This is a genomic window from Streptosporangium sp. NPDC002544 (genome assembly GCF_040295965.1).
Taxonomy (GTDB): domain Bacteria; phylum Actinomycetota; class Actinomycetes; order Streptosporangiales; family Streptosporangiaceae; genus Streptosporangium.
Genome location: NZ_JBEOWJ010000022.1, coordinates 166,596 through 180,622 on the forward strand (window position 1 = coordinate 166,596; position 14,027 = coordinate 180,622).

A 14,027-nucleotide genomic window follows, 5' to 3' on the forward strand; every position below is an offset into this window, starting at 1 on the left:
GGTCCCCGGCGTACCGCGCTGATCAACGGAACGGTCTCACCACGGCGAGACCGCACCCACCTCGCCGTACGGCTCGCGCCCACGTTCGCGCCCGCGCACCTCCCCGCGTGGCGCGGGCCGTACGGTCACCACCCCCCACAGAACGCATGAGGTTAACGTGAAATTACGCGCCATCGCTCGTTCTCTCGTCGCCCTGGCGGCCCTCGTCCTGGCGATGACGGTCGCACTACCCGCCCAGGCAGCCTCGGCCACCGCCGTCTTCACCAAGGTCTCCGACTGGGGGACCGGCTTCGAGGGCAAGTACACGATCACCAACGGCGGCACCACCACGATCAACGGCTGGTCGGTCGCCTTCGACCTGCCCTCCGGTGCCAACATCGGCTCCTTCTGGGACGCGTCGCTGAGCCGGAGCGGGCAGCGCTTCACCTTCACCAACGTCGGCTGGAACGGCACCCTGGCGCCCGGCGCGACCGCGAGCTTCGGCTTCAACGGCAGCCCCGGCGGCGTCACCCCGTCCAACTGCACGCTCAACGGCGCGGCCTGCGGCGGCACCGGTACCACCGTTCCCGGTAAGCCGGGTGCGGTGTCGGCGACGGGTGGTGCGAACAGTGTGGCGTTGTCGTGGGGTGCGTCGTCGGGTTCGGTGACCGGCTACCGGGTGTACGAGGGTTCGGCTGTCAAGGCGACGGTGACCGGGACGAGTGCGACGGTGTCGGGGTTGGGGGTGTGCGAGGCGCACACCTACACGGTGGCGGCGTACAACTCCGCGGGTGAGGGTCCGAAGAGCGACCCGGCCAGTGCCACCACCACCGGCTGCACCACAGGCACCCCGGGTAAGCCGGGTGCGGTGTCGGCGACGGGTGGTGCGAACAGTGTGGCGTTGTCGTGGGGTGCGTCGTCGGGTTCGGTGACCGGCTACCGGGTGTACGAGGGTTCGGCTGTCAAGGCGACGGTGACCGGGACGAGTGCGACGGTGTCGGGGTTGGGGGTGTGCGAGGCGCACACCTACACGGTGGCGGCGTACAACTCCGCGGGTGAGGGTCCGAAGAGCGACCCGGCCAGTGCCACCACCACCGGCTGCACCACAGGCCCGCTGCCCAAGCACTTCCTCACCGGGTACTGGCACAACTTCGACAACGCGGCGGTCGAGCTGCGGCTGTCGGCGGTGCCCAACGAGTACGACCTGGTCGCGGTCTCCTTCGGTGAGGCCACCGCCACCCCGGGCGAGGTCGTCTTCGGGGTGGACCCGGGCCTGTCGGCCTCCCTCGGCGGCTACACCGACGCCCAGTTCAAGGCCGACGTGCAGACCCTCCACTCCCGCGGCAAGAAGGTCATCCTCTCGGTCGGCGGCGAGGCCGGTCGGGTACAGGTGGCGAGCGCCGCCGCCGCGACCAAGTTCGCCGACACCGTCTACGCCCTGATGCAGAACTACGGCTTCGACGGCGTCGACATCGACCTGGAGAACGGCCTCAACGCCACCTACATGGGCCAGGCGCTGCGTGCGCTGCGGGCCAAGGCCGGCGCGAACCTGATCATCACGATGGCGCCGCAGACCATCGACATGCAGTCCACCGGCGCCGAGTACTTCAAGCTGGCGCTGAACATCAAGGACATCCTCACCGTCGTCCACACCCAGTACTACAACTCCGGCTCCATGCTCGGCTGCGACCAGATGGCCGCCTACTCGCAGGGCACCGTCAACTTCATGACCGCGCTGGCCTGCATCCAGCTGGAGAACGGCCTGCGCCCCGACCAGGTGGCGCTCGGCCTGCCCGCGGGACCGGGCGCGGCGGGCGGCGGGATCGTCGCCCCCGCACTGGTCAACCAGGCCCTGACCTGCCTGGCCACCAGGACCAACTGCGGTGGCTTCGTGCCGCCGCGCGCCTACCCCGGGATCCGCGGCGCGATGACCTGGTCCATCAACTGGGACGCCAGTAACGGCTGGAACTTCTCCAGGACCGTCAAGCCGCACCTCGCGACTCTGCCCTAAGCCTCCGAACATCCCCCCAACCGAGGAAGAAGCATGAGAATTCGACGAACGCTGACCGCGGTTCTGGCCGCGCTCGGCATGTCACTCGGCCTGTCAACGGTCGCGACCCCGGCCTTCGCGGCATCCCCCACCGCCGTCTTCACCAAGGTCTCCGACTGGGGGACCGGCTTCGAGGGCAAGTACACGATCACCAACGGCGGCACCACCACGATCAACGGCTGGTCGGTCGCCTTCGACCTGCCCTCCGGTGCCAACATCGGCTCCTTCTGGGACGCGTCGCTGAGCCGGAGCGGGCAGCGCTTCACCTTCACCAACGTCGGCTGGAACGGCACCCTGGCGCCCGGCGCGACCGCGAGCTTCGGCTTCAACGGCAGCCCCGGCGGCGTCACCCCGTCCAACTGCACGCTCAACGGCGCGGCCTGCGGCGGCGGCAGCACTCCCGGCACCCCGGGCGCGCCCGGTACCCCGTCGGTCACCGCCACCACCAACTCCTCGATCTCCCTGTCCTGGGGCGCCTCCAGCGGCACCGTCACCGGCTACCGCGTCTACGAGGGCGGCACCCAGCGGGCCCAGGTCACCGGGACCAGCGCCACCATCGGCTCGCTCGGCACCTGTACCTCGCACACCTACACCGTCAAGGCCTACAACGCCCAGGGCGAGTCGGCCGCCAGCGGCGCGGTGAGCGCCACCACCACCGGCTGCACCAACCCCGACCCGGTCGGCAAGATGCCCGGAGCCCCGTACCTCTACATGGGCTGGGGCAACCCGCCGAACCCCGCGACGGTCATGAGCGCCACCGGCGTGAAGTCCTTCACCATGGCGTTCATCCTGTCCAGCGGCGGCTGCACCCCCGCCTGGGACGGTAACCGGCCGCTGACCGGCGGCGCCGACCAGACCGCGATCAACCAGATCAAGGCCGCGGGCGGCAGCGTCCAGATCTCCTTCGGCGGCTGGTCGGGCAACAAGCTCGGCCCGAACTGCTCCACCCCGGCCGCCTTCGCCGGAGCGGTGCAGCAGGTCATCAACGCGGTCGGCCCGGCGGTCGTCGACTTCGACATCGAGAACACCGACGAGTTCGAGAACTACACCGTCCAGGACCGCATCCTCAACGGCCTGAAGATCGTCAAGCAGAACAACCCCAACGTCAAGATCGCCGTCACCTTCGGCACCACCACCACCGGCCCGAACTCCCACGGCATCCGCCTGATCAACCAGGCCAAGGCGCTGGCCGTGCCGATCGACAACTACACGATCATGCCGTTCGACTTCGGCGCCTCGAACATCTACACCGACACCGTCAACGCCTCCGAGGGCCTGAAGAACGCGCTGAAGGCGGCCAACGGCTGGACCGACGCGCAGGCGTACGCCCGGATGGGCATCTCCGGCATGAACGGCCTGTCCGACCAGCAGGAGCTGACCACGGTGGCGGCCTGGACCCAGATCCGCGACTGGGCCAAGTCCAAGGGCCTGACCCGTCTCGCCTACTGGGCGGTCAACCGCGACCGTCCCTGCCCCGGTGGCGGCGTGGTCTCCAACTGCAGTGGCATCGCCCAGTCCGACTGGGACTTCACCCGCGTCACCGCCGGCTTCTAAAACCGCACGGAGCGGGCCCGCCCAGCACGAAAACGTCTGACGCGGGCCCGCCCAGGGCGAAAACGCGGAGCGAAAGCGCCCCGAGCGAGAACGCCCGGGGCGGAAACACGCCGCGCACGATCCGTACGGCCGACACGACTCGTACGGCCCGCACCCCGCCCGGGGTGCGGGCCGTACCCCCACGACACCCTCCTAAAGATCTTTGCGGGGTACATCGGATGCACCTCAGGAAACTCGCCGCGGCCGCCGTGCTGGCGCTCGGCGGGACGATGCTCGCCGCGACACCGGCCCACGCGGCCAACATCGCGACGAACCCGGGCTTCGAGAACGGGCTGAGCGGCTGGACCTGCTCGGCCTCCTCGGGCGCGACGACCGTCTCCTCGCCGGTACACGGCGGGACCAAGGCCCTGCAGGCCACACCCCAGGGCTCGGATCAGGCCCGCTGCCAGCAGACGGTCAGTGTCAAACCGTCCTCGTCCTACTCGCTGTCGGCCTGGGTGCGCGGCGGCTACGTCTTCCTGGGGGTGAGCGGCACCGGAACGACCGACACCAGCACCTGGGCCTCCTCCCCGTCGGCATACACCCAGCTCGCGCGCACCTTCACCACGGGCGCCTCGACCACCTCGGTGACGATCTACACCAGCGGCTGGTACGGCCAGGGCGCCTACCAGGCCGACGACGTGGTCCTCGACGGCCCGCCGGGAACCGGCACGCCCAACGACACCACCCCGCCGACCGTGCCGGGGAACCTCACCGTAGGCGGTCCGACCGCGAACTCACTGACCCTGGGCTGGTCGGCCTCCACCGACGACTCCGGCACCGTGGCCCGCTACGAGGTCTCCCGCGACAGCGGCGCGCCCGTCGACGCGGGCTCCGGCACCGGCTACACCGCGACCGGGCTGAGCCCCGACACCGCCTACGGTTTCCGCGTGCGGGCCTGCGACGGCGCGGGCAACTGCTCGGCCTACACCTCCTCGGTAAGCGGCCGGACCAGCCGCGACACCGGCCCGCCCGGCGGTGAGATCCGCTACGCCCCCTACATCGACATCACCATGCCCACGCCCTCCCTGGTGAGCGCGGCGGCGGCGACCGGGGTGAAGAACTACACCCTCGCCTTCGCCCTCGGCGACAGCAGCGGATGCAACCCGGCCTGGGGCGGCACCATCCCGATCAACGACTCCCGGATCGTCAACGACGTCAGGGCGCTCCAGGCTCAGGGCGGCCAGGTCATCGTGGCGACCGGCGGTGCGATGGGACCGTACCTGGAGCACGTCTGCGGTACCTCCGCCGCGCTGGTCACCGCCTACAAGAAGGTCCTCGACACGGTCGGCACCAACCACCTCGACGTCGACGTCGAGGCCTCGATCGACGCCGCCAAGGTCAACACCGCCCTCAAGCAGCTCCAAGCCGAGCGCGGCACCGTGATCAGCTACACCCTGCGCATCCAGGGCCAGGACTACGGCGTCGACCCGTTCTCGCTGTCGATCCTCCAGGACGCCGCCGCCAAGGGCCTCAACGTCATGGTCAACCCGATGCTGATGAACTTCGGCTACACCGGCAACTGGGGCGACGCCATGATCGCCGCCGCGCAGGCGACCCTCGCCCAGATGAGGACCGTCTGGCCCGCCAAGACCGACGCCCAGCTCAAGAAACTGCTGGGCCTCACCCCGATGATCGGCAGGAACGACACCGGGATGACCACCACCCAGGCCGACGCCCGCAAGCTGCTCGCCTGGGCCAACACCAACCACGTCGGTTTCATCGGCTTCTGGTCCAGTGCCCGCGACAACGGCGGCTGCCCGAGCGGCCAGGTCTCACCGACCTGCAGCGGCATCTCCCAGTCGGCCTGGGAGTTCACCAACATCTTCAAGGGGTTCACGGGATGAGGTTCAGGAAACTCGCGGCGATCGCCGTACTGGCGCTGGGCGGGACGATGCTCGCCGCGTCACCCGCCCACGCGGCCAACATCGCGGTCAACCCCGGCTTCGAGAACGGGCTGACCGGATGGACCTGCACGGCGTCCTCCGGGGCCACGGCGGTGTCCTCGCCGGTGCACGGCGGTACCAGGGCACTGCAGGCCACACCGGCCGGGAACGACACCGCCCGGTGCCAGCAGACGGTCAGCGTCAGACCGTCCTCGGCCTACACCCTGTCGGCCTGGGTCAGGGGCGGCTATGTCTTCCTCGGTGCGACCGGCACCGGCGGGACCGACCCCAGCACGTGGACGTCCTCGCCGTCGTCCTACGCCCAGCTGTCCACCTCGTTCACCACCGGCGCCTCGACCACCTCGGTGACGATCTACGTCAACGGCTGGTACGGCCAGGGCACCTACCAGGCCGACGACTTCGTCCTCGACGGCCAGCCGGGCCAGGGCCAGCCCCCCGCCGCACCCACCGGGCTCGCCGGCACCGGCAACGCCACCACCGCGTCGCTGAGCTGGAACGCCTCCTCGGGTGCGACCGGCTACAACGTCTATCGCAACGGCACCAAGGTCGGCAGTGCCACCGGGACCACCTTCTCCGAGACTCCCGGTGCGGGCACCCACAGCTACCAGGTGAGCGCGACCAACGCCTCGGGTGAGTCGGCGAAGTCGGGCGCGGTCTCCGTGACGGTCGGCAACGACCAGCCGCCGCCCCCGTCCGTACCGTCGGGGCTGGCCGCCACCGTCAGCGGCGCGAGCGTCTCGCTGAGGTGGAACGCCTCCTCGGGTGCGACCGGCTACAACGTCTATCGCAACGGCACCAAGGTCGGCAGTGCCACCGGGACCACCTTCTCCGAGGCACCCGGTGCGGGCACCCACAGCTACCAGGTGAGCGCGACCAACGCCTCGGGTGAGTCGGCGAAGTCGGGCGCGGTCTCCGCGACCGTCACCAACATGCCGCCCCCCGGTGACCTGCCCAAGCGGGTGCTGGTCGGCTACCTGCACGCCTCCTTCGCCAACGGCTCCGGCTACATCCGGATGGCCGACGTCCCCAATGAGTGGAACGTCATCAACCTGTCCTTCGGCGAGCCCACCTCGGTGACCTCGGGGGACATCCGCTTCACCCAGTGCCCGGTCGCCGAGTGCCCCAACGTCGAGTCCGAGGCGGAGTTCATCGCCGGAATCCGGGCCAAGCAGGCACTCGGCAAGAAGGTGCTGATCTCGATCGGCGGCCAGAACGGCCAGGTCCAGCTGAGCACCACGGCCGCGCGCGACAAGTTCGTCCAGTCGGTGAGCGCCATCATCGACAAGTACGGCCTGGACGGGCTGGACATCGACTTCGAAGGCCACTCCCTCTACCTCGACAGCGGCGACACCAACCTGTCCGCACCCACCACCCCGGTCATCGTCAACCTGATCTCCGCGCTGAAGACCCTCAAGGCCAGGTACGGAGCCCGGTTCGTACTGACCATGGCCCCCGAGACGTTCTTCGTCCAGCTGGGCTACCAGTTCTACGGCCCGGGACCGAACGGCTCCGCCGACCGGCGGGCCGCCTCCTACCTCCCGGTCATCCACGCGATGCGTAACGACCTGACCCTGCTGCATGTCCAGGACTACAACTCCGGGCCGATCACCGGGCTGGACAACCAGTACCACACCATGGGCACCCACGACTTCCACGTCGCCATGACCGACATGCTGCTCGCGGGCTTCCCGATCGCCGGCAACCCGGCCAACGTCTTCCCCGCGCTACGCCAGGACCAGGTCGCCATCGGCCTGCCCGCCGCCGCGTACGCGGGCAACGGCTTCACCACGGTGGCGGAGGTCCAGAAGGCCTTCGACTGCCTGGCGAAGGGGACCAACTGCGGTTCGTACCGGCCCAGGGGGGTCTACCCGAACCTCCGCGGCCTGATGACCTGGTCCATCAACTGGGACAGGTACAACGCCTTCGAGTTCTCCCGCAACCACCGGGCCTATCTCGACGGTCTGGGCTGAGAACTCCTCGCCGCCGGGAGAGACGGACTTCCGGCGGCGAGGTTCCCCCCTCCGCGTCCGCAGGTGTCACGAGGCTTACACCCGGAGCGGTTCGCGGTAATCACTCTTCGTGACGGCCCGGATTCCCAAGGTCGCCAAAACTGGCAGAGAGGTCTCGGTTTAGAGACCGGGTGGCCGGTCGGCGGTGAGGTCCGGCAGGCTAGGGACCGTCATGGACTACGCAATTCTCACGGGGTTCGTCCTCGTCACAGGTGTCGTACTCGCCCTGGTCGCACAGTGGAAGGGCTGGCGGCCCTCACTGCTGGCCGTGCTGATGGTCGGAATCGTCTTCAGGGTGCTCATCATGACCACCTCGGCGATGGACACCTGGCAGCCGGTCGACTTCGTCAACAGCTTCAAACCCGCGGGTGAGGCGGTCCTGAACCGTGAGGATCCCGTCCTGGGGAGCAACGGCGGCTGGCACTTCCTGCCGACCATCCCCTACGTCTACGGCTTCCTGCTCTGGCTGGGCATCCCCTGGGAGATCGGCGGGCGCCTGGTCACCGTGGTCGCCGACATCGCGCTGATCCCGCTGGTCGGCAAGCTCGCCGGAGGCTCCAAGGCGTCGTTGCGCGCCTTCCAGTACGCCTGCAACCCGCTGGCCATCCTGGTCGCCTCCGTGCACGGCCAGGTCGAGCCGGTCGCCCTGGTCTTCGGCGTCGCCGCCTTCGTCGTCGCCCGGGGGCCCGGCGACCCCGACCGGCCGGGCATCCGGACCGACGTGGTCGCGCTGGTGCGGGGCAGCGTCGCGTTCCGAGGCCTCCCCGGTGCCATACGGCATGCCACGGGTCCCACCGGCGTGGTCCGCAGGGCGCTCACCCCGCGCCCAGGCGACCGGCAGTCCCTACGCCGCGCCCTGTGCGCGGGGCTGCTGATGGGCCTGGCGCTCTGTGCCAAGAGCTGGCCGATCTGGCTCATCCCGGGCATGCTCCTGCTGCTGCCCACCTTCCGCGCCCGCGTCGTGGCGTTCGTGGCCACCGGCATCGCGCCGATCTTCTTCCTGGTCACCTTGCCGATCTTCGCCGGCACCTCGCTGAGCCAGATCCCCGAGGTCATCCGGGTGATCCAGGACGTCCGCCCGATCGTCGGCCAGTGGGGTTACAGCGCCATCTACATGCACGGCGTCAACGATCTGCACCAGGGGATCGCCACGTTCGGCACCCGTCTGGTCTACGTCACCCTGCTGGTGACCGCCTTCCTGTGGCGCCGCGCCGACCCGATCGACCTCACCACGGCGCTGCTGATCGCCTTCATGGTCGCCACTCCCAGGCTCGGTGCGCAGTACCTCCTGTGGTTCATGCCGTTCCTGGTCGCCCGTCCGACCCGTTTCGCCTGGCCGGCCATCATCGGCGTGTCCTTCTGGGCCGCGTACGGCTACCTCTACATGACCCAGTTCGACTCCGCCACCTGGCGGAGCCTCCATGTCTTCTGGTCCCAGGGCTCCATCGTGCTCCTGCCGATCCTGGTGCTCGCGATGCCCTGGGCGCGCCGCGTCTTCAAAGCACCTGACGCTCCCGAGGAGCCGCCATCCCTGCGGCCCGTCCCGGCCTCCCCTAGCCTGTCACCGCCGTGATGAGTTAGCTGGTTAGTGTAGGTAGGTGTGACGAACACTGTGGAAATCCTGCGCTACACGGCCTTCACCCATGATCCCGAAGGGGGGAACCCCGCCGGGATCGTCCTCGACGCGGCGGGGCTCTCCGACGAGGAGATGCTCGCCGTCGCCGCCGAGGTCGGATACTCCGAGACGGCGTTCGTGACCGCTCGCGACGACGGGCGGCGCGCCTTCCGGGTCCGGTACTTCGCGCCCTCGACGGAGGTGGCGTTCTGCGGGCACGCCACGATCGCCACCTCGGTGGCCCTGGCCGAGCGCCTCGGGACCGGCCGGCTGGTCTTCGACACGAACGCCGGTGAGATCGTCATCGACACCGAGATCGCCGACGACGCGCTCCGCGCCACGCTCACCAGCATCCCCACCTACTCCCGGCCCGTCGCGGAGGAGACGCTGGAGGAGGCCCTCGCCGCCCTCGGCTGGTCCCGCGACGAACTCGACCCGGCCTTTCCTCCACACGTCGCGTTCGGCGGCGTGCAGCACCTCGTGGTCGCCGCGGCCTCGCGCGAGCGCCTGGCCGACCTCGACTACGACTACGAGCGGCTGAAGGCGCTGATGATCCGCGAGGACTGGACGACGGTGAACCTGTTCTGGCGGGAGAGCGACGAGCGGTTCCACACCCGCAACCCTTTCCCGGTCGGGGGCGTCGTGGAGGATCCGGCCACCGGGGCCGCGGCCGCCGCCTTCGGCGGCTACCTGCGCACTCTCGGCTTCGGCTGCTCGGAGTTCACCGTCATCCAGGGGGTGGACATGGGACGGCCCAGCACGCTGAAGGTCTCGATCGCCTCGGCCGACGGCCGGAGCCGGGTGAGCGGCGGAGCGGTGGCGCTGGAGATCGTCTGAATCCCCGGCACGGCTTGACTTTGACCAAGCACTTGCTCAAGATCCGGGTGTGGTGACATTCGCGGACCTGATCCGGGCGCGGGCCGGTGACGAACATCCCGGCCTGCGCTTCGAGGACGAGAGCTACAGCTGGGCGCGGATCGTCCACGAGGCGGAACTGCGGGCGGCACTGGCCCTGGACATGCGGGAGCCGGGCCGCCCGTTCCACCTCGGCGTCCTGCTGGAGAACGTCCCCGAGTACGTCTTCTGGATCTTCGCCGCGGCCCTCTCGGGCGCGACCCTGGTCGGCATCAACCCCACCCGGCGCGGCGCGGAACTCGCCGCGGACATCCGGCACACCGACTGCCACCTCGTCGTCACCGACACCCCGCGCTCCGCCCTGCTCGACGGTCTCGACCTCGGGCTGCCACCCGGCCGGGTCCTGCTCGCCGACACCGACGGCTACCGCGCGCTGCTGGCCCGCCGCACCGGCACCGAGGCGAGGGCGGCCCTCGACGCCGAGAAGCCGCCACGGCCCGAGGAGGCGTTGTTGCTGCTCTTCACCTCGGGCTCGACCGGATCACCGAAGGCGGTGATCTGCGGTCAGGGGCGGCTGGCGGCCATCGCGGGGCGGGGCGGCCGGTTCGGGATCGACCGGGAGTCGGTGACCTACCTCGCGATGCCGCTCTTCCACGGCAACGCCGTCATGGCCAACCTGGCGATGGCCACCGGCGTGGGCGCGACGGTGGCGATGCGCCGCCGCTTCAGCGCCTCGGAGTTCCTCGCCGACATCCGCAGGTACGGCGTCACCTACTTCAACTACGTCGGCCGGGCCCTCGCGTACATCCTGGCCACCCCCGAACGCGACGACGACTCCCGCAACCCGCTGCGGGCCGCCTTCGGGACCGAGGCCTCCTCCCGCGACCTGACCGAGTTCGCCAGGCGGTTCGGCGCCCAGATCATCGAGGGGTACGGCTCCTCCGAGGGGGCGATCGCGATCAGCAAGGTTCCCGGAACCCCGGCCGATGCGCTCGGCCTGCCGCAGCAGGGGATGGACGTCGCCGTCCACGACCCCGCCACCGGCCGCGAGTGTCCGCGGGCCCGCTTCGACGACAGTGGCGGGCTGGTCAACGGGCACGAGGCGATCGGCGAGATCGTCCGGCGTGACGCCTCCTTCGAGGGCTACTACAACAACGCCGAGGCGGACGCCCAGCGGCTCCGCGACGGCTGGTACTGGAGCGGCGACCTCGCCTACCGCGACAGCGCCGGATACTTCTACTTCGCGGGCAGGGACGCCGACCGGCTCCGGGTGGACAGCGAGAACTTCGCCGCCGCGCCCGTCGAGCGCATCCTCGCCCGCTACCCGGGCACGGTCATGTGCGCCGTCTACGCGGTGCCCGACCCGCGCACCGGCGACCAGGTCATGGCCGCGCTGGAACTCGACGGCGACTTCGAACCTGCCGGATTCGCCGCGTTCCTCAACGCCCAGCCCGACCTCGGCACCAAGTGGGCTCCCCGCTTCGTACGGCTGACATCGGAGATGCCGCTCACCGCCACCAACAAGGTGGACAAGAGCGGCCTGCGGCGTCAGCTGTGGGAGTGCGCCGACCCGGTGTGGTGGCGGCCGGGACGTGACCTCGCCTACGTTCCGCTGACCGAGGAGGCGTGCTCGGCACTGCGTGCCAGGTTCGTCGACTTCGGCCGCGCCCGGCTGCTTCCCTAGTGCCCGTCAGTATCCGTCGCCGGACTGTCCGATCAGCCGGCCCAGGGGAACTCCCGCCAGCCGCCGTACCTCGTTCGCCATGTGAGCCTGGTCGGCGTATCCGCTGGCCGCGGCGACCTCGGCCGCCGCGATGCCGCGCCTGGCCAGCCGCAGCGCCCGCTGGAACCTGACCACCCGCTGCAGCGTCTTCGGGCCGTACCCGAAGGCCCGCAGGGACCGGCGCAGAAGCTGCCGCTCGCCGAGCCCCAGATCCCAGGCCACCTCCCTGACGCTCCGCCCCGCCAGCAGTGCCCCGGCGATCGCCGACGCGGCGGGATCGGGCTCGGACGTCGTGCGCATTCGTACGGCCAGAACCCGTTGTACGGCGTCGATGACCGGCTCCGGTGCCCCTCCCGTGAAGGGGGCCAGCTCGGACAGTTCCCTGAGCGGTCCCAGCTCGGACAGCGGTACCCGCAGGTCGCGCAGGCTGTCGAGCGGCACGCCGAACACCCCGCCCGCCGCGCCGGATTTGAACCGGATCCCGATGTAGCGGTCGCCCGGCGACATCCACACGGTTTTCGGGCCGGTGTCGGGGCCCGCGACCTGTGCTCCTCTCGGACCCCAGATCAGATCCACACAGCCGTCGGGCACGACCAGCTGGGGCATGCCCGTGGTCGTGACGGCGGTCGCCTCGTTGCTCCACACGCAGGCCACCCGCCCGGCGACGCGGGGGTCCGGAGCCCACTCGCGATACATGACCTCAGGTTACGGGCGGCTGTCTCCTCCTCCGTTCTTCTCCTGCCGGTCGCCCATCGTCGAGTCTTCCGCCGCCGGCTGCCCCTCGTCGGGCACATTCCCCGAGACGAGGGCGGCGGCCCACTCGCCGTCGGGATCGCTGTCGATCAGCAACGTGCGGGTCAGCAGGCTGAGCGGGATGGCCAGCAGCGCGCCCAGCGGGCCGAGCAGGAACGTCCACAGGATGAGCGAGATGAAGGTCAGGGTCGTGGACAGCCCGACGGCGTCACCGAGGTACTTGGGCTGGATCAGCGACTGCACCACGAAATTGATCAACACATAGGCGACGATCACGAAGAGCAGGGTTTTGGGGCCGCCCGACAGGAGGCCGAGCAGGGCGGGCGGTATCAGGCCCAGGACGAAGCCGATGTTGGGGATGTAGTTGGTGATCAGTGCCACCACGCCCCAGAGGAGGGGGAGCGGCACGTCGAGAAACCAGAGCGCGGCCACGTCCAACGCGGAGCAGACCAGTCCGAACGCCGTCGACACCACAAGATAACGACGGGTCCGGTGGGCGAAGTCGTGGAGCGCACCGATGAGCAGGGGTCTGCGCGCCGCCCCCATGGCGAGAATCCGGGAGAAGGCCTGCGCGTCCAGGCACATGGCCAGGAGCAGGACGATGATGAGAACGATGCCGGAGAACGCGCCCACCAGCCCGCTGAGGAATTCCTGCGCGATCGTGAAGACCTTGCCGGGATAGAAGGAGTTGATCGCCTGGTTTATCTGCCGCGTGCCGATGCCGAGGTTCGCCGCCAGTTCCTGTGCCTGCAGCACGAGCTGCTGGAACTGCTTGTCATAGGTGGGTATGAGAGCGGCCAGTTGCGCGATGGCAAGGGTCAGGACCGCCACCATGCCCAGGAGTATCAGCAGCACGATCACCAGGGGGACGGCCACTAGTACCCACCCGGGAGCGCCGTGCCAGTGAAGCCAGGTCCTGACCGGGGAGACCGCCAGGACCAGGACCAGTGCCAGCAGTGCCGGTCCAACGATCGAGTTGACTTGCCTGATCCCGCCCAGGACGATCACCGCACTCGCGGCGCAGAGAAGCACGACGAGCGCCCTGGGCAATACTCGCTGGTCCGTCATATTCGATCTCTACCCAGCGAACGGGAAACACGTCTCCACGGGGCACGCGCTTTGATTTGACGGGACCCGGCGGCGTACATAGAGTTCACAGGCCCGAGGAGGTCGGCGGAGATCGCCAAAGCCTCGGGACCACCCTTTTGATCAGTTCCCTCGTCGGGACGCATGCGTCGCGCCGAGATCCGATTGGACAACAACCGGATGTTGGAGTAAGTTAGAGGGGTTGCCCTGGAAACAGGGTAGTCGCAATCCTAGCGGATTCGGCGGGTCTGGGTCGATGGTCGGGAAGCCGACAAGTTGACACAAACCCGGCAGATCCGATAAGATGGTGACACGGAATGGAACGCCCCGAAGTCCGGGACACCGCGAACGCGGGTCTGCGAACAACGGTGTACGCGTCCGTTTCTTGAGAACTCAACAGTGTGTTAAAAGCCAGTGCATGAAGCACAACCCTGTCCAACCTGCCCTTTCATCGGGG

General features: G+C 69.3%; 9 protein-coding genes. 7 read left to right on the plus strand and 2 right to left on the minus strand.

What is annotated here, in order from left to right; genetic code table 11:
- The first annotated feature begins 157 nt into the window (after nt 1-157).
- From ABT061_RS30120 to ABT061_RS30150, 7 genes are all read left to right on the plus strand, one after another.
- Nucleotides 158-1,990 (plus strand): cellulose binding domain-containing protein, encoded by a 1,833-nt coding sequence (locus ABT061_RS30120; protein ID WP_350924267.1) that lies wholly within the window; start codon nt 158-160, stop codon nt 1,988-1,990.
- 33 nt (nt 1,991-2,023) lie between these two features.
- Complete coding sequence (locus ABT061_RS30125; protein WP_350924269.1) at nt 2,024-3,583, plus strand: cellulose binding domain-containing protein; 1,560 nt, start codon at nt 2,024-2,026, stop codon at nt 3,581-3,583.
- A 218-nt stretch (nt 3,584-3,801) separates the two neighbouring features.
- Nucleotides 3,802-5,469 (plus strand): carbohydrate binding domain-containing protein, encoded by a 1,668-nt coding sequence (locus ABT061_RS30130; protein WP_350924272.1) that lies wholly within the window; start codon nt 3,802-3,804, stop codon nt 5,467-5,469.
- Nucleotides 5,466-7,499 (plus strand): carbohydrate binding domain-containing protein, encoded by a 2,034-nt coding sequence (locus ABT061_RS30135; RefSeq protein WP_350924274.1) that lies wholly within the window; start codon nt 5,466-5,468, stop codon nt 7,497-7,499. The genes ABT061_RS30130 and ABT061_RS30135 overlap by 4 nt, the downstream gene beginning before the upstream one ends.
- 211 nt (nt 7,500-7,710) lie before the next feature.
- On the plus strand, nt 7,711-9,111 hold the full coding sequence (locus ABT061_RS30140) for a putative hexosyltransferase (RefSeq protein ID WP_350924276.1): 1,401 nt from the start codon (nt 7,711-7,713) through the stop codon (nt 9,109-9,111).
- A 27-nt stretch (nt 9,112-9,138) separates the two neighbouring features.
- Nucleotides 9,139-9,990 carry a PhzF family phenazine biosynthesis protein gene (locus ABT061_RS30145; RefSeq protein ID WP_350924278.1) on the plus strand — a complete coding sequence of 284 codons (852 nt, stop codon included), beginning with the start codon at nt 9,139-9,141 and terminating at the stop codon, nt 9,988-9,990.
- A 49-nt stretch (nt 9,991-10,039) separates the two neighbouring features.
- On the plus strand, nt 10,040-11,692 hold the full coding sequence (locus tag ABT061_RS30150) for an AMP-binding protein (RefSeq protein WP_350924280.1): 1,653 nt from the start codon (nt 10,040-10,042) through the stop codon (nt 11,690-11,692).
- A 6-nt stretch (nt 11,693-11,698) separates the two neighbouring features.
- On the opposite strand, the gene ABT061_RS30155 is transcribed toward ABT061_RS30150, so the two are convergent.
- Nucleotides 11,699-12,427 carry a DUF6597 domain-containing transcriptional factor gene (locus ABT061_RS30155; protein WP_350924282.1) on the minus strand — a complete coding sequence of 243 codons (729 nt, stop codon included), beginning with the start codon at nt 12,425-12,427 and terminating at the stop codon, nt 11,699-11,701.
- 9 nt (nt 12,428-12,436) lie between these two features.
- Complete coding sequence (locus tag ABT061_RS30160; protein ID WP_350924284.1) at nt 12,437-13,552, minus strand: AI-2E family transporter; 1,116 nt, start codon at nt 13,550-13,552, stop codon at nt 12,437-12,439.
- Nucleotides 13,553-14,027: the final 475 nt, after the last annotated feature.